Annotated in this window: 21 protein-coding genes and 1 pseudogene; 14 read left to right on the forward strand and 8 right to left on the reverse strand. The window is 66.6% G+C overall.

What is annotated here, in order from left to right:
- Nucleotides 1-69: 69 nt before the first annotated feature.
- The 13 genes and pseudogenes from TQ38_RS16005 (at nt 70) to TQ38_RS16060 (ending at nt 10,301) form a co-directional block, all read left to right on the forward strand.
- On the forward strand, nt 70-630 hold the full coding sequence (locus TQ38_RS16005) for a phage head-tail connector protein (RefSeq protein ID WP_043977167.1): 561 nt from the start codon (nt 70-72) through the stop codon (nt 628-630).
- Entirely contained in the window at nt 627-791 is a 165-nt protein-coding gene (locus TQ38_RS29990; protein ID WP_162792259.1) for a hypothetical protein, read from the forward strand. The genes TQ38_RS16005 and TQ38_RS29990 overlap by 4 nt, the downstream gene beginning before the upstream one ends.
- Before the next feature lie 3 nt (nt 792-794).
- Complete coding sequence (locus TQ38_RS16010) at nt 795-1,184, forward strand: DUF3168 domain-containing protein (RefSeq protein WP_043977168.1); 390 nt, start codon at nt 795-797, stop codon at nt 1,182-1,184.
- Between the two features lie 157 nt (nt 1,185-1,341).
- Nucleotides 1,342-1,749 carry a phage major tail protein, TP901-1 family gene (locus TQ38_RS16015; RefSeq protein ID WP_043977170.1) on the forward strand — a complete coding sequence of 136 codons (408 nt, stop codon included), beginning with the start codon at nt 1,342-1,344 and terminating at the stop codon, nt 1,747-1,749.
- Nucleotides 1,746-2,072 carry a gene transfer agent family protein gene (locus tag TQ38_RS16020; protein WP_043977172.1) on the forward strand — a complete coding sequence of 109 codons (327 nt, stop codon included), beginning with the start codon at nt 1,746-1,748 and terminating at the stop codon, nt 2,070-2,072. Before TQ38_RS16015 ends, TQ38_RS16020 begins: the two co-directional genes overlap by 4 nt.
- Complete coding sequence (locus TQ38_RS16025; protein WP_043977174.1) at nt 2,069-2,269, forward strand: phage tail assembly chaperone; 201 nt, start codon at nt 2,069-2,071, stop codon at nt 2,267-2,269. Before TQ38_RS16020 ends, TQ38_RS16025 begins: the two co-directional genes overlap by 4 nt.
- Entirely contained in the window at nt 2,259-2,831 is a 573-nt protein-coding gene (locus TQ38_RS16030; protein ID WP_043977176.1) for a hypothetical protein, read from the forward strand. The genes TQ38_RS16025 and TQ38_RS16030 overlap by 11 nt, the downstream gene beginning before the upstream one ends.
- 13 nt (nt 2,832-2,844) lie before the next feature.
- Complete coding sequence (locus tag TQ38_RS16035) at nt 2,845-5,187, forward strand: DUF2460 domain-containing protein (protein ID WP_043977178.1); 2,343 nt, start codon at nt 2,845-2,847, stop codon at nt 5,185-5,187.
- A complete protein-coding gene (locus TQ38_RS16040; protein ID WP_043977180.1) occupies nt 5,184-6,008 on the forward strand; it encodes a DUF2163 domain-containing protein in 825 nt (274 codons plus the stop codon). The genes TQ38_RS16035 and TQ38_RS16040 overlap by 4 nt, the downstream gene beginning before the upstream one ends.
- The gene (locus tag TQ38_RS16045; RefSeq protein WP_043977182.1) at nt 6,005-6,418 is read left to right on the forward strand and encodes a hypothetical protein; all 414 of its coding nucleotides are present in this window, start codon (nt 6,005-6,007) and stop codon (nt 6,416-6,418) included. The genes TQ38_RS16040 and TQ38_RS16045 overlap by 4 nt, the downstream gene beginning before the upstream one ends.
- A gap of 9 nt (nt 6,419-6,427) precedes the next feature.
- Nucleotides 6,428-8,623 (forward strand): phage tail protein, encoded by a 2,196-nt coding sequence (locus TQ38_RS16050; protein WP_043977183.1) that lies wholly within the window; start codon nt 6,428-6,430, stop codon nt 8,621-8,623.
- An 18-nt stretch (nt 8,624-8,641) separates the two neighbouring features.
- Nucleotides 8,642-9,100 (forward strand): DUF2793 domain-containing protein, encoded by a 459-nt coding sequence (locus TQ38_RS16055; RefSeq protein ID WP_043977185.1) that lies wholly within the window; start codon nt 8,642-8,644, stop codon nt 9,098-9,100.
- 189 nt (nt 9,101-9,289) lie between these two features.
- A pseudogene (locus TQ38_RS16060) lies at nt 9,290-10,301 on the forward strand (OmpA family protein).
- Nucleotides 10,302-10,469: 168 nt separating this feature from the next.
- Here the strand turns inward: TQ38_RS16060 and queC are convergent.
- The 6 genes from queC to TQ38_RS31390 form a co-directional block, all read right to left on the reverse strand.
- Complete coding sequence (queC, locus tag TQ38_RS16065; RefSeq protein WP_043977188.1) at nt 10,470-11,165, reverse strand: 7-cyano-7-deazaguanine synthase QueC; 696 nt, start codon at nt 11,163-11,165, stop codon at nt 10,470-10,472.
- Between the two features lie 36 nt (nt 11,166-11,201).
- Nucleotides 11,202-11,612: a hypothetical protein gene (locus TQ38_RS16070; RefSeq protein WP_043977190.1), complete on the reverse strand. Its 411-nt coding sequence runs from the start codon at nt 11,610-11,612 to the stop codon at nt 11,202-11,204.
- A gap of 79 nt (nt 11,613-11,691) precedes the next feature.
- On the reverse strand, nt 11,692-12,600 hold the full coding sequence (locus tag TQ38_RS16075) for an Hsp33 family molecular chaperone HslO (protein WP_043977192.1): 909 nt from the start codon (nt 12,598-12,600) through the stop codon (nt 11,692-11,694).
- A complete protein-coding gene (gene argF, locus TQ38_RS16080; RefSeq protein WP_043977194.1) occupies nt 12,597-13,523 on the reverse strand; it encodes an ornithine carbamoyltransferase in 927 nt (308 codons plus the stop codon). Before argF ends, TQ38_RS16075 begins: the two co-directional genes overlap by 4 nt.
- Complete coding sequence (locus TQ38_RS16085; RefSeq protein WP_043977195.1) at nt 13,523-14,713, reverse strand: aspartate aminotransferase family protein; 1,191 nt, start codon at nt 14,711-14,713, stop codon at nt 13,523-13,525. Before TQ38_RS16085 ends, argF begins: the two co-directional genes overlap by 1 nt.
- A 134-nt stretch (nt 14,714-14,847) precedes the next feature.
- Complete coding sequence (locus tag TQ38_RS31390) at nt 14,848-15,630, reverse strand: cold-shock protein (RefSeq protein WP_043977270.1); 783 nt, start codon at nt 15,628-15,630, stop codon at nt 14,848-14,850.
- A 296-nt stretch (nt 15,631-15,926) separates the two neighbouring features.
- Here TQ38_RS31390 and TQ38_RS16095 point away from each other — a divergent pair, with 296 nt between their 5' ends.
- A complete protein-coding gene (locus TQ38_RS16095) occupies nt 15,927-16,352 on the forward strand; it encodes a TIGR01244 family sulfur transferase (RefSeq protein WP_043977271.1) in 426 nt (141 codons plus the stop codon).
- 29 nt (nt 16,353-16,381) lie between these two features.
- Here TQ38_RS16095 and TQ38_RS16100 read toward each other — a convergent pair whose 3' ends face one another.
- On the reverse strand, nt 16,382-16,720 hold the full coding sequence (locus TQ38_RS16100) for a P-II family nitrogen regulator (RefSeq protein ID WP_043977197.1): 339 nt from the start codon (nt 16,718-16,720) through the stop codon (nt 16,382-16,384).
- 228 nt (nt 16,721-16,948) lie between these two features.
- Nucleotides 16,949-18,247 carry an ammonium transporter gene (locus TQ38_RS16105; protein ID WP_043977272.1) on the reverse strand — a complete coding sequence of 433 codons (1,299 nt, stop codon included), beginning with the start codon at nt 18,245-18,247 and terminating at the stop codon, nt 16,949-16,951.
- Nucleotides 18,248-18,249: the final 2 nt, after the last annotated feature.

Consider the following 18,249-nt stretch of genomic DNA (forward strand, 5'->3'; position numbering starts at 1 on the left):
TTCCCGCCCTCGCGGGGATGACCGGGTGGACAGGAAGCCCTCGCACCCCCCGCAAATTCGGAGATACCCATGAACCGGGTCATCCTTACGCCGGCCGCGCTGCCGTCATCGGCGCTTGCCGAGCTCAAGCAGTGGCTCGGCATCACCACCGGCGGCGATGACGCGCTGCTTACCGCCCTGCTCGCCGCCGCGCTGGAAACCTGCGAGGCGTTCATCGGCGCCCTGCCGCTTGAAGCGACATGCGAGGAACGGCTTCCCGCCCGCGCCGGCTGGCACACCCTTGCGACCCGCCCGGTCCAGGCCATCGCCGCGATCGAGGGCCTGACCGCAGACGGCGCCCGCATCCCCCTCGATCCCGCAAGCTGGGAGGCAGACCTCGACGCAGACGGCGCCGGCCTCGTGCGCCTGCCCCAGACCTTGCCGCTGCCAGGCGTGGCAAAGCGCGTGGCCGTGCGCTTCACCGCCGGTCTCACCGCCGACTGGGACGCGCTGCCCGACACACTGCGTCACGGCGTGGTCCGCCTCGCCGCGCATCAGCACCGCGAGCGTGACACCGCCGGCGCCGCGCCGCTGCCGCCCGCCTCGGTCGCCGCACTGTGGCGCCCCTGGCGGCGGATGCGGCTGGCATGATCGAGGCCGACGCCCCGTTCGAGGCCCTCGCCAAACGGCTCGCCGCCCGCGCGGCCACACTCGCCGCCGCCCATGCCGCCGCCCGCCTTCTTGGCGCGCGCGGGGATGAACGCCGCTGGCGCCGCGCCGGGCTGGTCTGGCCGCTTTTCGCGAAAGGATAAGTAATGGAAATGCCCCTGCGCGCCGCCCTGATCGGCTGGCTCCGCGCCGACCCGGTGCTGGTCTCCAGCCTGAACGCGGTAGTCGAGGAAGCCCCCTCGCGCACCACCCTGCCGTGGCTGGCCATCGCCGCCAGCGCCAGCACCGACTGGAGCTGCAAGACCGCACCGGGCCGCGAAGTGCGCGTGGCCCTCGAACTGCACTGCCGGGGCGACGCGCCGGATACGGCCGCCGATCTCGTCGCCGCGATCGAGGCGCGCATCGAAAACCTGCCGCGCACGCAGCCGAAGTTTCAGATCGCCGCGATCCAGTTCCTGCGCGCCCGCGCCGAGCAGCGCGGGGAAAGCCGCCGCGCGATCCTGCTCGAATACCGCTTCCGCCTGCTCGCGGCCTGATCCTTCGACAAGCTCAGGATGAGCGGAATGCAGAGGCCTTCTCATACCCCTCACCCCGCTCAGGACCAGCGGACCTCGTCGGCCACCTCATTCCCCTCACCCCGCTCAGGCTGAGCCTGTCGAAGCCCCCTCGCCCCACTCACAAAGGAACCACGCCATGACCGCCCAGAAAGGCAGCGCCTTCCTCCTCAAGATCTCCAACGGCGGCGCGCCCGCCAGCTACCAGACCGTCGCGGGGCTGCGCACCACGCAGATGTCGGTGACGGGCGACGCGGTGGTCGTCACCTCCAAGGACAGCGGCGGTTGGCGCGAACTGCTGTCGGGCGCGGGGGTGCGCTCGGTCTTGGTCAGCGCGGCGGGCATCTTCCTGGGCAGCACCGCCGAGGCGCAGGTGCGCGCAAACGCCATGTCCGGCACGCTGGACGACTACGAACTCAGCTTCGAGGATGGCGAGCGGCTGCGCGGCCGGTTCCTCGTCCAGAGGCTGGACTATGCCGGCGATTTCAACGGGGAGCGCAACTATACGCTCCAGCTGGAAAGCTCGGGTCAGGTCTCCCCGGCATGACCGGCCAAAACACAGGCGGGCCCAACCCCCTGCGCGGCGAGGCCAGCCTGCCCATCGCCGGCATGCCCCGCCGCCTGCGCCCCACTTTCACCGCGCTCGTCGCCGCCGAGGAGGAGCTTGGTCCCCTCTTCGCGCTGGTCGAACGCGCGGGAGCAGGGGAGCTGCGCCTTGCCGAAATGGCGGCGCTGTTCTGGCACTGCCTGGCCGACCGCGAAGCCCTCCCCCGCGAGGCCGTGGGCGAGGCGGTGACGGCGCAGGGCCTTGCCGCCTGCGCCGCACCCTTGCGCACCCTGCTCGCCCAGATTCTGAAAGGCGCGCCGTGAACCACACCTTTGCCGCCGCCGCGCTGGCGCTGTGCGGCCTTTGCGCCCGCACGCTGGGTTGGCGGCCGCACGAATTCTGGGACGCGACCCCCGCCGAACTCGCCGCCTCGCTCGGCCTGCTTTGCCCTGACACGGCATCGGCCGGGTTCGACCGGCAAACGCTGCAACGCCTGATGGAGCACGATCATGGACGATGAAATCGACAGCCTGCTGGTGGAAGTGCGCGCCAGCACCGCAGGCTTCACCCGCGACATCGCGCAGATGCGCGGCGCCGTCGACGGCGATCTGGTGTCGGGCTTCACGCGGGCGGGCGACGCGCTCGAACGCGGACTGTCCGGCGCGATCCGCAAGGGCAGCCTCGGCTTCGACGACCTCAAGCGCACCGCCTCCTCCGCGCTGGACGCCATCGCGGGGCAGGCGGCGCAGACCCTCGCCTCGGCCATCCTCGGCGGCGGTTCCGGCGGCGGAGGAAGCGGACTGCTCGATCTGCCCGGCCTGCTTTCGGGCGCGCTTGGCCTGCCGGGCCGGGCGACGGGCGGCAACGTCTCGCCGGGGCGGGGCTATATGGTGGGCGAGCGCGGGCCGGAAGTCTTCGTGCCCACCTCCGCCGGGCGCATCGAGACGGGTAGCGGCGGCGCGGGCCGCGACGTGCGCGTGGCGATCAACCTCAATGCCCCGCGCGGCGCCGGTACGCCTCAGTCGCTCCAGCGATCGTCGCGCCAGATGGCCAGCGCCGTGCGCCGCGCCCTCACGTACTGATAGGAGAAACGCCATGGTATTCTGGCTCGCCGCAAAACGCGAAGGTCAGGCCAGCGACTGGATCATGCGCTTCGATCCGCGCTTCTGGACCGTCAACTTCCCGCGCCCGATGATGGCCAGCGTGGTGTCGACCGCGCCCGATGCGCTGCGCGTCGACGCCGCATTCCTGCGCCGGGCCGACCTTGGCGGCCTGATCTGGGACAGCGCGGACACGCTCGACCACCCGCTGCTCGCCTACCGCACCGACCGCGATTATGCCCACACGTCGCTGCGGTTCCGCTGGCGCTCATCCGGGATCGTCCCACTGGACGCGGTCAACGGCCCGACGCTGACGATCGAGGGCAAGGACGCAGCCGGCGCCCCGCACACCTGGTACGTGCGGCTCTGGAACTATGCGCAAGGGGCGGGCGAGGATGCGCTGATCTCGCTGAACTTCTCCGCGCTCGACGGCGGTTTCTCGCTGCCCGCCGACGCCGACCGCGTCTGGCCCGGCGCCATCGAGCGGATGTTCATCTCCTTTGCCCCGCCCGGCTACGACGGCTCCAGCGCCGATCCCCTCCCCGCCGAGGCGGAAGGCTGGATCGAGATGACCGAAATCGCGGCTGACGGCGGGCGGGCAATGCTGGAGATCGGCGACGTCATGGTCCCCGCCAGCGGCCTCGCCATCGCCACCGGGTTCGACGATCAGGGCGTGCAGACGCCCGCCCGCCTGCTGCGCAGCGCGGCGCAGCTCGGCTATCGCGGCTCGGTGGTCCATTACGTGGGCATGAGCCATTATTTCCGGCTCGCGGGCGCTGGCGGCGCATTCCTTGCCGGACACGGGGGCGATCCGCTCAACGCCCCGACCCGCGCCTGGCACCGCGCCTTCTTTGCCGAATGCGTAAGGCAGGGGTTCAGCCCGGTCGCCTCGCTGTCCTACGAACTGCTCGACCAGCACTGCCCCGAAGAGTGGAAACAGCGCGATCTGGACGGCAATCCGGCGCTGACCGGCTGGGACCCGCCCTCGACGCTGCTCTCGCCCGCCAACGAAGCGGCAATGGCCTGGCTTCAGTCCGTCGGCGCCGCATTCGCCGCGCTGATGGCCGAGGCCGGTGCCCCGGTGCGCTTTCAGGTGGGCGAGCCCTGGTGGTGGACCTTGGCCAACGGCCGCATCCATCTCTATGACGACGCTGCGCGCGCCCTGTTCGGCGGATCGCCCCCCGCCATACCCGACATGCGCCTGCCGCTGGACGAAGCGCAGACCGCCCTGCTCGACCAAGCGGGCGCGCTGCTGGCCGCATCCACCGCAGACCTCGTCTCCGCCGTGCGCGTGGCTGCGGCGCCCGCCCCTGTCGAGGCGCTGGCGCTGGTCTTCACGCCCACCCTGCTCGCGCCCGACATGCCCGAACTCAAACGCGCGAACCTGCCGCTGGGCTGGGCCGCCCCCGCCTTCGACCGCCTGCAGGTGGAGGACTACGACTGGCTCACCGCCGGGGCCGATGGCCACCGCCGCAAGGCCTACGCCGAAGTGGACGCCCGGCTCGGCTACCCGCCGCACCAGCAGGACTACCTCGCCGGCTTCGTCCTTTCCCCCGAGCAAAGCGACCAGTGGCGGCAGATCGACGCCGGTATCGACGAGGCCCTCACCCGCGCCCCGCACGAGATCGTCGTCTGGGCGCTGCCGCAAATCGCGCGCGACGGATACGTCCGCCTGCCGCAATCCCCGCAATCAGGAGCCGACCCCATGCAGGCCTTCGACGACGTGCTCTACCCGCTCGCGCTTGGCCGCGATGCGACGGTGACCCCGGAATTCTCGACCAGCGTATCGGTCACCGCCTCGGGGTTCGAACGGCGCAACTCGCTGTGGTCCAATGCGCGGCTGCGCTTCGATGTCGGCCCCGGCGTCCGTTCGGAGGCGGAACTGGGCGAACTCCTCGCCTTCTTCCGCGCTCGCCGAGGCCCGGCTCGCGGTTTTCGTCTGCGCGATCCCAGCGATCACAGCTCCAGCGGCATGGTCGGCGCGCCCGGCCCGCTGGATCAGGAAATCGGCATCGGGGATGGGCTGGCATGCGAATTCGCGCTGGTGAAACGCTACGGCAGCGGCGAGGCGGTACAAGTGCGCCGGATCACCCGGCCCGATTTCGCCGCGATGCTCGTCTCTGTGAACGGCGCGCTTCAGGTCGGCACCTGGACGCTGGGCGAACGCGGCACCGTCGTGTTCGCCCAGCCGCCCGCCTCCGGTTCGATCGTGTGCGCCGGCTTCCTGTTCGACGTACCGGTGCGATTCGCCGAGGACAGCCTTGAAATCTCGGGCGCGGCCTTCGCCGCCGGTGAGGCGCCCAGCGTACCCATCGTGGAAATCCGGGAGGCGTCATGAGCAGAACGTGGTTCGCCGGTGACCTCGAAACGGTCGCCACCTTCTGGCGCATCGCGCGCCGCGACGGCGTGACGCTGGGTTTCACCACCCATGACCGCGATTTGTGGATCGACGGCGTGCTGCACCGCGCTTCGCCCGGCATGGTGCCCAGCGCCATCCGCAAGTCGGCGGATTTCGAGGCCGACAGTGCCGAAGTGCGCGGCTCCATCACGCACGAGGCGATCTCCAGCGAAGACCTTGCCTCGGGCCGGTTCGACCGCGCGCAAGTGCGCATCGGCCTCGTCGACTGGGAAACCGGGGTACGCGAGATGCTCTATGCCGGCACCATCGGCGCCATGACCGAGGAGGACGGCGCGTTTTCCGCCGAGCTGGTCTCGCGCAAGGCGCAATTGTGGCGCGATCCCGTGCCTCGCACCAGCCCGGCCTGCCGCGCCGCCTTTTGCGGGCCGGGCTGCAATCTCAATCCGCAGCATTTCACGCGCGAGGTCCGCCTTTCCGCCATCGATCCGCTGACGAACGCAGCGATGTTCGAAGGAACCCACGGCGCTGACCTCCATGCCGGAGGAACGGTGCACTGGCTGGACGGGCCGCAAACGGGCGTGGTCATGGGCGTGATGGGACCGGGCGACGCGGGCGGCCTCGTCCTCGATGTGCCCATCGACGATACGACCCCCGTCGGCACCCGCGCGCGCCTTCGCGAAGGCTGCGACCATACGCTGGGCACATGCGCCGCCCGGTTCGGCAATGCGGTGAACTTCCGGGGTGAACCCTTCCTGCCCGGCAACGACATGCTCACCCGTTACCCGAGCCCCGGCCAATGACCCCGGACACACTGGCAGCGGCCGCGCTGGAACTGGTGGGCACGCGCTTTCGCCTTTACGGCCGCGATCCGCAGACCGGGCTGGACTGCGTGGGCGTGCTTTGGGCCGCCTGCGCGGCGCTGGGCCGGGATGCGGCCTTGCCGGCCCGCTATACGCTGCGCAGCCGCGCGATGCCGGATGCCGCGCGAATCATGGCTGACCTTGGCATGACGGCGGCAAGCGGTCCGATCCGCCCCGGCGACGTGCTGATGCTGCGCCCATCGCCCTGCCAGTTCCACGTCGCCATCGCCGCCACCGCGCGGTCGGTGGCCCATGCCCATGCCGGCCTGCGCAAGGTCGTGCTCGGCCCGCTTCCCGGCGAATGGCCGGTCGCGGGCCACTGGCGCCTGCTCCCACCTCCGACCTCATAAGGACCTGAAATGGCGACGCTCGTTTTCAGCAGCCTGGGCACGATGCTGGGCGGCCCCGTCGGTGGAGCCATCGGCTCGCTCGTCGGCCGCCAGTTCGACAGCGTCTTGTTCGGCCCCTCCGCACGGCAAGGCCCCCGCCTCAAGGAACTGGCGGTGACCACCTCCAGCTACGGCCAGATCCTGCCGCGCCATTTCGGCCGGATGCGCGTGGCCGGATCGGTGATCTGGGCGACCGAACTGGTCGAACACAGCGAGGTGCAGGGCACCGGCAAAGGCTCGCCCGCGCTCACTACCTACAGCTACACCGCCAACTTCGCCGTCGCGCTGGCCAGCCGCCCGATCCAAGGGCTGGGCCGCATCTGGGCCGACGGCAAGCTGCTGCGCGGCGCGGAAGGCGACCTCAAGGCGGCAGGCACTATGCGCGTCCATACCGGCGCCGGCGACCAGCCTGTCGACCCGCTGATCGCGGCGGCAGAGGGCGAACAATACTGCCCCGCTCACCGCGACCTTGCATACGTGGTGTTCGAGAATCTCGACCTCTCCGAATTCTACAACCGCATCCCCTCGCTCACCTTCGAAGTGATCGCAGACGAGCGCTTCGACCTGCAGGCCGTGATCGGCGAAGTGGTCGAGGGCATCGACGCGTCCGTCCCGCTTGACGGCATGGCCGGTTACACCAGCGAAGGATCGCCCGCGAACGACCTTGCGGTCTTCGAACAGGTCATGCCCCTGGAAATCGACGCAGGCGGCGAAACCCTCGTCATCGCGCGCGAACGCCGTCAGGAGGCGGCAATCACGCTGCCCGAACCGGCAGCGACGACCGGCGATGACGATTTCGGCGGCGCCGCCGGCTTCACTCGCCACCGCGCCCCCCAGTCCGACCGCCCTGCGGCAATCCTGCGCTATTATGATGTAGGGCGCGATTATCAGGCCAGTGTGCAGCGCGCCTCCGGCCAGCCCGCACCGGGCGAACCGGCCACGCTGGATCTGCCCGCCGCGCTGGATGCCGCAACCGCGCGGACGCTCATCGAACGCACTGCCCGGCGGATAGACTGGAGCCGCGACCGTATTTCATGGCGCACCAGCGAGCTCGATCCCGGCGTAGCGCCCGGCGCTCTGGTCGCCTTGCCCGGCATCGCCGGCCTGTGGCGCGTGCGCGAATGGGAATGGCGCGAAAGCGGCGTCGAACTCGCCCTGGAACGAGCGCTTCCCACCGGCGCCGACGCCGCGCCCCTCCTCGGCTCGGACCCCGGACGCGGCAACCCGCCCCTCGACGCACCGCCGGCAGAGACCCGGCTTCTTGCCTTCGAACTCCCGCTCGACGGACCTTCGGGCGGACCGGACAATGCCCGCGCATTCGCCGCCGTCTCCGCCACGAGCGCGAACTGGAGCGGCGCGGCGCTCTACGCCGATCGCGGCGACGGCCAACTTGCACCTCTCGGTGCCAGCGGCCGGACACGGGCAACGATCGGCACCGCGCGGTCCGTGCTGCCTCCCGCCAACCCGCTTCTGCTTGACCGGGGATCTCATCTGCTTGTCTCGCTGGTCGATCCCGAGATGCAGCTTGCCGGGGCCGACATGCGCCAACTTGCCGATGGCGCCAATCTTGCTCTCGTTGGCGAGGAAATCGTGCAGTTCGCCAGGGCAACATCGCTCGGCAATGGCAACTGGCGGATCGACGGCCTGCTGCGAGGACGCGGCGGGACGGAGGCCGCCATCGGCACCCACGGCGAGAACGAGGGCTTCGCACTGCTCGATGCCCGGCTCACCGCGCTCGATTCGGCGACCTTGGGTTCCGATCCCGGCAGGCAGGTAGTGGCATTGGCGCGCGCAGACATCGAACCTCTCGCCGCGCCCCTGATGCTCGGCGGCATTACCTTGCGGCCGCTTGCACCCGTCCATCCGCGAGAGGCCACGTCGCAGGACGGCACCCGCATTCTGTCATGGACGCGCCGCGCACGCGGCGGCTGGCCATGGCGGGACGGGGTCGACATGCCCCTGGTCGAGCAAGCGGAGCGCTATCTCATAACCCTGGGCGCATTCGACGCCCCGCTTGCCACTTGGGTTACCGACATCCCCAGCCTGACAATCGATGCGGTGACCCTGACCCAGCTGACCATGCTTGCCCCGGGAAGTGCACTGCATGTTCGCCAGCAAGGCACCCACGCACTTTCGCATCCGCTGCTGCTCTGCACTCTCCCCTGACTTCGACAGGAGTTCCCGATGACCGACGCCTTGATGTTTGCGAGTGCCACCCCCCGCTTCGCCCTGCCCCTGCTCCATACAGGGCAGGCACAAAAAGAAATCTTTGTGAACGAGGCTCTCGCACTGGCCGACACCCTGCTGCACTGCGCGGTGGCGGGCGAAAGTGCCTCTCCTCCAGAAAATCCCGTAGACGATGAAGCGTGGCTCATCGGCACCGGCGCATCGGGCGAGTGGCAAGGTCGCGATGGCGAAATCGCCATGCGCCGGGGCACTGCCTGGGCCTTCGTGCGACCGCGCGATGGCATGCGTGTGCTCGACATTTCAGCAGGATGCGAGATGCTGTTTTTCGGTTCCTGGAGAAAAGCTTCGCTTCTCGTGGAACCACTTGGAGGATCGATTGTTGATGGGGAGGCTCGGGCTGCGATCAATGATCTGATCGCTGCCCTTCAAGCCTTGGGTATTCTCCCATCGGCATAACCGGTGCAAAAAACAAAGGTCCTACAGGGTGTCAGAGGTTTCGAACATTGAGGTCGCAAGTCGCCCCCAAGCCCCCGGAATCGCGACATTCTTGCAACAGTCGGGCTTAATGTGCGCTTGCACACGGAATGCCGAGGGGCTAGACACTCTCGCACTCGGTGGCTCCAAATCTCTCTGTAGGGGAAACGTATGAGGAAACTCGTCCTTGGTCTGGCACTGGCTTCGACAGCCATTGCCACGCCCGCGCTCGCGCGTGATAATTCATGGTATCTGCAACTCGACTTCGGCGGCATGATCGTCGAAGACGCTGATGTCGCAATCAACGGTGTCAAGAACGCCGATTCGATCGACTTCAAGAAGGGCTTCGATGGCGGAGCCGTTCTCGGCTACGACTTCGGTCCCTTCCGTCTTGAAACCGAAGCCAGCTATCGCCAGGCCAAGATCAAGAATTCCGGTGGCGCTGACGCCAGCAACCTGTCGTTCATGGTCAATGGCCTGCTCGACTTCGGTCCCGACGACGGCCTTCAGGGCTTTGTCGGCGGTGGTGCCGGTGTTGCCCGCGTTCACGCCGACGTCATCGACGATTCGGACAGCGGCTTCGCATGGCAGGCAATCGCGGGTATCCGCGCTCCGCTCAGCTCGCACATCGACGTGGGTCTGAAGTACCGCTTCATGAATGTCGCCAACGTTGACCTGGTCAGCCCGGCTGGCGACAGCATCGGCACTCGCTGGCGTTCGCACTCGCTGATGGGTACCCTGGCGTACAACTTCGGCGAACCGGCAGCTCCCCGCCGCCGCCGCCGCCGCCGCCCCCGCCTCCCCGCCTCCGCCGCCGCCGCCGGTTGTGGAATGCAACAAGGGTCCGTACATCGTGTTCTTCGACTGGGATAAGTCGGACATCACGCCGGAAGCCGCAACCATTCTGGACAGCGCAGTCAGCGCCTACGGCAATTGCGACAACGTTCCCATCATGCTTGCTGGCTACACCGACCGTTCGGGTACGCCGAAGTACAACATGGGTCTGTCTGAGCGTCGTAACGGTGCAGTCCGTTCGTACCTCACCGGTCACGGCATCCCCGATGGCTCGATCTCGAGCCAGGCATTCGGTGAAGCCAACCCGCGCGTTCCCACCGCTGACGGTGTGCGCGAGCTGCAGAACCGCCGCGTCGAGATCACTTACGGTCCCGGTTCGGGCATGTAAGCGAACCGGCAACGGTCAAGATTGGGGGGTCGGAGCAATCCGGCCCCCTTTTCTTTTGTCGTTGATCCCCGGCATTGGCGAGCGGACACGCACACCAGACGCCAATACAAAAAGCCCCGCAGCGCTCATCGCGCTGCGGGGCTTTTTGGTATTCGCTATCTTGAAGTATCAGGCAGAGTAGGGCGTGGGATCAATCAGTCCGGCATCGGCAAAGCCAGCCTTGCGCAAGCGGCAGCTGTCGCACAGCCCGCAGGCCTTGCCATCCGGCTGCGGATCGTAGCATGACCAGCTCATGCCGGGATCAAGCCCGAGACGGTCAGCTTCGCGGGCGATGTCAGCCTTGCCCATGAACTGCAGCGGCGCATGGATGCGCAGAGCCTGCCCTTCCGCACCCGCTTTCGTTGCCAGGCCCGCGATGTTTTCGAACGCGGAGATGAACTCCGGCCGGCAATCGGGGTAACCCGAATAGTCCAGCGCATTGACGCCAATGAAGATGTCGTTCGCACCGATCGCCTCTGCCCATGCCAGTGTGAGCGAGAGGAACACGAGATTGCGGGCGGGCACGTAAGTGACCGGGATATCGGCCCCCACGCCCTCCTTGGGCACCTCGATGTCGTCTGTCAGCGCCGACCCGCCAAACTGGCGAAGGTCGAGCGGCATCACGACATGGCGCCTGGCGCCAATGAAGCGGGCGATATCCGCCGCCGCATCAAGCTCGCGCCGGTGGCGCTGGTTATAGTCGATGGTAAGCGCGTTGACTGCGAAGCCCTGCTCGCGCGCGATGCCCGCCGAGACCATGGAATCAAGGCCGCCGGAGAGCAGCACAACCGCCTGCTTCGGTTCGGGAGATGTCGTTTCCTGCATATCCGATCCGCTACCCCTGCCGTCCGGCAACGGCAATCACGAACTGCGACATTCGCCCGTCTTGCGGCCCTCTGCCGAGTACGAGAAAGGCAGGCCATTGACGATGCCCTGGGTATCGATCTGGATCAGCCGATTCGTCTCGCGCCGAATCCGGGTGCGGCCATAGCCCTGCCCGCGGCAGGTATACTGCACCGTGACCTGCACGGCGCTATCCTCCACCACTACGCTGCTGCACGGCACGCCGGGGTGGCGCAGCTGGATCAGGCGCCGCGCATTGTCGAGGCAGATGTTGTGTACGGACGCATCCCCGCCGCGCTCACGCAGTTCCCAGCCTCCACGATCAAGTTCGTCGAGCATGCCGAGCGGCGGCTTCTGGCCATGCGCCGGAACCGCAATCGCGGCAAAGACTGCCAGCGTCAGCGCTGAAATAGCGGCTCTCAATGTCATTCCCTTGGTTTCGCACCCAACCTGCCGTCACAGTATCGGTAGACCAGGCCGCGAATTCAAGGCGCGCGCCTATGACAACTCAAGCCGAAACGCGCAGGATCTTCGAACAGAAGGCGCAATCGACCGGGATCGTGCCATCCTCGTCGCGCATCTCGGCGCGCTGGTCTTCCGGGAAACTCGACAGGATCGACCGGTAATGCTCCACGCTGCAACGGCAGCCGCGTTCAAGCGGGGCCAGCGGTTCTACCCGCACTTCCTCTTCCTCATGGAACAGGCGCCAGAGCAGTTCCTCGAGATTGAGCACGGGATCGACCAGTTCGGCTTCCTGAACGCTGCCGGCCATGACCGAAACATGCTCCCAGTCGCGGTAGTCTTCCTTTGCGTGAAGCCTTTCCCGGCCTTCCTCACCCTCCGGCAGGTGCTGCACCAGCAGACCGCCAGCCGTGCAGCGCAGCCCGTTTGAGCGTACTGCAATGCGCAGCAGGGTAGGAACCTGCTCCGACTGCGCGAAGTAGTTCTCGCAGGCATGAGCAAGCGAAGTGCCCTCCAGCGGCACCACGCCCTGATAACGTTCATTGCTGACGGCGAGGTCGAAAGTGATCGCCAGGTAGCCGGTGCCGAAGATCGCCTCGAGCGAACAATCTTCCTGAAGCGCCGCGACCTTGTCGGGATCGTGGCGCAGGTAGCCGCGAATCTCGCCGCCGCGATAGTCGCAGACCAGAAGATCCACCGCGCCGCCTTCGGCCTGCGCCTGGAAGGTAAGCTGCGCGCCGTCCTCCTTGAGGAGCGAGCCCATCAGCGCGGTAAGGACCAGCGCCTCGGCCAGTACATGCTTGACCGACTTGGGATAATCATGCGCCGACAGCACCGTCTCCAGCACGGGACCGAGCCGCACGACGCGGCCACGGACGTGGCGCGCGGGCACGGTGAAGGCCAGTACCCGGTCGAAGCCGGTGTCGTCGCGGCGAAGCAGGTCGTCCTCGGTCACAGCTTGCCCAGCGCCCAAAGCAGCACCGACTTCTGGGCGTGCAGGCGGTTCTCGGCCTCGTCCCAGACAGCCGACTGCGGACCGTCCATGACCTCGTCGGTCACTTCCTCGTTGCGGTGTGCCGGCAGGCAGTGAAGGAACATCGCAGCCGGATCAGCCGCTGCCATCAGCGCTCCGTCGACCTGATAGGGCTGCATCGCCGCAACGTGCACATCGCCGCCAGCCTGCCCCATCGATACCCAGGTGTCGGTCACGATCACTTGCGCGCCGGCCGCTGCTTCGCGTGCATCCTGCGTCAGGATCACTTCGCCGCCGGCTGCGCGCGCACGGGCGACGAAACCCGCGTCCGGCTCATAACCCGCAGGGCCGCCGATGCGGATCGTGAACTTCATCAGCCCGGCCGCCTCGATCAGTGAATTGGCGACGTTGTTGCCATCGCCTAGCCACGCCAGCTGCAACCCCGGCAATGCGAAACCGCGCTCTACAACGGTCAGCAGATCGGCCACGATCTGGCACGGGTGCGACAGGTCGGTCAGTCCGTTGATCACCGGAACCTCGGCGTAATGGGCCAGTTCCTCGATCTTGGCGTGATCGTCGGTGCGAATCATGATCGCATCGACCATGCGGCTGAGCACCCGCGCAGTGTCGGCGATGCTTTCACCCCGGCCGATCTGCGTGCTGCCCGCTTCCAGGATCAGCGCTGATCCGCCAAGCTGGCGCATCGCCATGTCGAACGAAACGCGTGTGCGCGTCGAGTTCTTCTCGAAGATCATCGCAAGCACATGGCCGGCCAGCGGCGCATCGGCATCGGGCCGGGCCTTGGGCCAGCCCTTGCGCGCTGCCTTGCGGTCCATGGCGTCGTTGATCATGGCGGCGACCGTGTCGCCGCCGGCATCCGAAAGACTAAGGAAATCCTTCGCCATCAGGCGGCCTCCTCCGGCTGATAGCTGGCCGCTGCCGCCGAAAGCTTTTCCATGAATTCATCGATATGGCTGTCGTCGATCACCAGCGGCGGAATGATCCGCACCACGTTGTCGCCCGCAGAAACGGTGAGCAACTGGTGATTGTCGCGCATGTGGGCGACGAACGGCCGCGGTTCGACTTTCATCTTGAGACCGATGAACAGGCCGCGTCCGCGCACCAGTTCAAACAGATCGGGATAATTGCCGATGAACTGCTCGAGCCGCGCCTTGAGCCGCTCTCCCTTGGCGCGCACGTCTGCCATGAACGTCTCTTCGGACATCACGTCGAGAACAGCGCCGATCGCGGCCATCGCAAAGGGATTGCCGCCATAGGTGGAGCCGTGCGTGCCAGCAACCATGCCGCGCGCCGCCTTTTCGGTGGCCAGGCAGGCGCCGACGGGGAAGCCGCCGCCGATGCCCTTTGCGGTTGCCATGATGTCCGGCGTGATGCCGTACTGTTCATAGGCGTAAAGCGTGCCGGCGCGGCCCACGCCGCTTTGCACTTCGTCCAGCACCAGCATCAGGTCGTGTTCGTCGCACAGCGCCCGCAGGCCGCCTAGGAACTCGTCAGTGGCGATGCGGATACCGCCTTCGCCCTGGATCGGTTCCACCAGGAAGCCCGCCGTATTCGGACCAATGGCTGCCTTGGCCGCCTCCAAGTCGTTGAAATCGACGTACTTGAAGCCCGGCAGCAACGGCAGGAAGCCCTTGTGCATCTTTTCCTGGCTGGAGGCGCTGATGGTCGCCAGCGTCCGGCCGTGGAAGGCGTTGTTGAAAGTGATCAGTTCGAACTTGTGGTCGTTGCCCACCGACTGGTGATAGGCGCGCGCGGTCTTGATCGCGCATTCGACCGCCTCGGCGCCCGAATTGGTGAAGAACACGGTGTCCGCGAAGGTCAGATCGACAAGGCGCTGGGCAGCAGCCTCGCCCTGGGGGCTGCCGTAGAGGTTGGAGACGTGCATCAGCGTCTCGGCCTGCTTCTGGATCGCGCCGATCAGGCCGGGGTGCGAATGGCCCAGGGCATTGACGGCGATGCCGCTGGCGAAGTCGAGGAAACGGCGGCCGTCCTCGCTGATGAGATGGCAATGCTCACCGCGAACGGGGCGCACGCCGCACCGGGGGTATACGGGCATCAGCGGGGTGATCGACATGTCGGTTATCCTCGAAACAAATTCATCACGTGGAGATCGCAAACGACAAATGGCGGCCCTACCGGGCCGCCATTTGCGCGCATTTAGACGTTTGCAGTCGCCCGGTCAAACGACCGGGGGAAGTGCTGTCGGGGTCAGGCCTGGAGCGCCGTCAGGTTGACCGCCGAGTACTTGCCTCGTCGATCCACCTCGATGTCGAACTCGACCCGGTCACCTTCGTTGAGGCCGGACATGCCCGAGCGTTCCACGGCACTGATGTGCACGAACGCATCCGGCTGGCCGTCATCACGTGTGATGAAGCCGAAGCCCTTCATCGAATTGAAGAACTTGACCGTGCCGGTCGCCTTCTCGCCCGTCAGCTGGCGCTGCGGTGCTTCCGGCTCGCGCTTGGCAACGGCGATCACGTCACCCACGACGGAAAGGTCGGTGGCCGAGATCTTGCCGCCGCGATCGACTAGCTGGAATTCAAGCTGCTGGCCTTCCGCAAGGCCTTCGAGGCCCGCACGCTCAACAGAGCTGATGTGCACGAACACATCGTCGCCGCCTTCATCGCGCTGGATGAAGCCAAAGCCCTTTGCTGCGTTGAAGAATTTTACGACGCCGCGGCCCTGGCCGACGACCTGGGCAGGCATTCCGCCGCCACCACCGCCGCCGCCGAAGCCGCCGCCGCGCTGACCGCCGCCGAAGCCGCCACCACCGCTACTGCCGCCGCCAAAGCCACCGCTGCGCTGACCGCCGCCGAAGCCGCCACCACCGCCGCCGAAGCGGTCACCGCCGCCTCCGCCGCCGCTGAAGCGATCACCGCCACCGCCGCCGCCGAAACGATCCTGCCCAGCAAAGAACGGGTCGAACTCGTCCTCGCCAAACCGATCCCGCTTGTCGCGTCCCCTTCCGCGACGACCTTTGTCAAAACCCATGTCTACGAACGTACCTTCGCTGCGCCCCATAAGCATTCGCCCGGACGCGTGGACGTAGCACGCCGGACGCCAGGCAAAGAACCGGGCAGGGCCCGGCGCTTTCCTGCGATCATGGCTCTTACACGAAGCCAGGATCAATTGCGAACGGAAATACGTGACCTTTTGTGCCCACAACGGCGAAACATTCGATTGAAAGCCGCGAATTGGCTTGCCTGTTCGATCCGAAGCGGCTTGATGGCCAAAAGCCCGCCGCTTTGTCGTCGGCCCTTAAAATCGATACCGAGAGAGTGTGCGCCATGTTCCGCCAGATCACCGATACCGTCTTCGCCAGCCCGCAGATCGGCACCGATGCCATTGCCGAGGCCAAAGCGCTCGGGATCGTGCGGATCATCAACAATCGCCCCGAAGGCGAGAGCGACGACCAGACGCCCGGTGCCGATATCGAAACCGCAGCCCGTCAGGCCGGGATCGACTACGTCGCGATTCCGGTGACTCACGCCGGCTTCAGCCAGGCGCAGGTCGATGCGATGGAAGCGGCGCTGACCGCCGAAGGCCCGGTGCTGGCCTATTGCCGGTCGGGCACGCGTTCGACACTGCTATGGGCACTGGCCCGCGCGAAGGCCGGTGACAGCCCGGCGGTGATCGCATCGAAGGCGAACGCGGCGGGATATGATGTTTCGCCGATTCGCCAGTTGATCGATATGTTCTCCGCGCGCGGCTGAATAATCACAGGCAGCACAGCGGCGATGCGTCAGAGCGCGTCGTCGCCCTGCTCGCCAGTGCGGATACGTATCGCCTGCGCCAGTTCGAATACGAAGATCTTGCCGTCACCGATCTCGTCGTTGTTGGCGTGCTGGCGGATGGTCTCGACCACCTTTTCCGCGAGCGAATCGGGCACGGCCACTTCCAGGCGTATCTTGGGCAACATGCTCGAGGCATATTCGGCGCCGCGATAGACTTCGGTCTGGCCCTTCTGCCGACCGCAACCGCTCACTTCCGAAACCGTCACGCCGGAAACTCCGGCCGCGCTCAGCGCTTCCTTCACCTCGGTGAACTTGAACGGTTTGATGATGGCCGTGACGTACTTCATGCGCACCCCGCTTCCCGGACCTGCTGATCCGACATCCAGCCTTTCACAAGCGCGGGACGGCGACAAAGGTTTTCGAAGAAACACGCGCGGCGCAGGCAAAAAAAGGGCCGGAGCGGCTGGCTCCGACCCTTATAAAGTTTGTGTTCGCAGGAGGAACATCGGTTGGCGACGACGGGTGGGAGGAGAGGAGGAAGTACCCGCCGCCGCCAAACTGTAGAAAACGTGAACTTAGTTGTAGGCGCGCTCGCCGTGCTCGCCGATGTCGAGGCCGTCGGCTTCAACTTCGGGAGTGACGCGCAGGCCGGTGATTGCCTTGGCGATGAAGATCGCGATCACGGTGCCGATCGTCGCGATGACGATGGTGGCAAGAACCGCTTCGATCTGGATCACCAACTGCGAGCCGATCGCGAAATCCGCCTTGCCGGGGCCGCCCAGGCTGGGAGCGTAGACGATGCCGGTGCCGATGGCGCCGACAATACCGCCGATGCCGTGAACGCCGAAGGCGTCGAGTGCATCGTCATAGCCGAGCATCGGCTTGAGCTTGCTTACCGCGAAGAAGCAGATGATCGAGGCGACACCGCCCAGAACGATCGCACCGAACGGACCGGAGTTACCGGCAGCCGGCGTAACCGCGACGAGACCGGCGACGACGCCCGAGCAGAAGCCCAGGGCCGAACCCTTGTGACCGGCGAGACGCTCTGCGAGCATCCAGAACAGACCAGCCGAAGCGGTGGCGACGAAAGTGTTGATCATGGCGAGCGAGGCAGCGCCGTTGGCCGAGAGAGCCGAACCGGCGTTGAAGCCGAACCAGCCCACCCACAGCAGGCCGGTGCCGACCATGGTCAGCGTCAGCGAGTGCGGCGGCATCGGCTCGGCCGGGAAGCCCTTGCGCTTGCCAAGGATGATCGCGGCAACCAGTGCCGAAACGCCCGCGTTGATATGGACGACGGTGCCGCCCGCGTAATCGAGAGCGCCCAGGCCGAAGAAGTAGCCGGTCGGAGCCCAGACCATGTGTGCGATCGGGAAATAGACGATCGTCAGCCAGACGACCGCGAAGACCATGACCGCCGAGAACTTGATACGCTCAACCGTGGAGCCCAGCACCAGCGCGACAGTGATCGCCGCAAAGGTCATCTGGAAGCAGACGAAGACGTATTCGGGGATGGTGCCCGAGACCGAATCGGGGGTGACGCCTGCAAGGAACGCCTTGCCGAAGCCGGCGACGAACGCATTGCCGCCCTCACCGAAGGCCATCGAGTAGCCGTACATCACCCAGATGAGCATGGCGAGCGCCGCAGCGGCGCCGATCTGCGTCATCGTCGAGAGCATGTTCTTCGACCGGGTCAAACCACCGTAGAACAGGGCCAGGCCAGGCAGGATCATCAGGAAGACGAGGACGGTCGACGTCATCATCCAGGCGGTATCACCCTTGTCGACGGTCGGAACAGCGTCCTGGGCGAAAGCGGCGGTCGAGACGGCGAGTGACGCGACTGTCGCGCCCAGGCCGCCGAAAATCTTGCGGTTCATCA

The organism is Novosphingobium sp. P6W, assembly GCF_000876675.2.
Taxonomy (GTDB): domain Bacteria; phylum Pseudomonadota; class Alphaproteobacteria; order Sphingomonadales; family Sphingomonadaceae; genus Novosphingobium.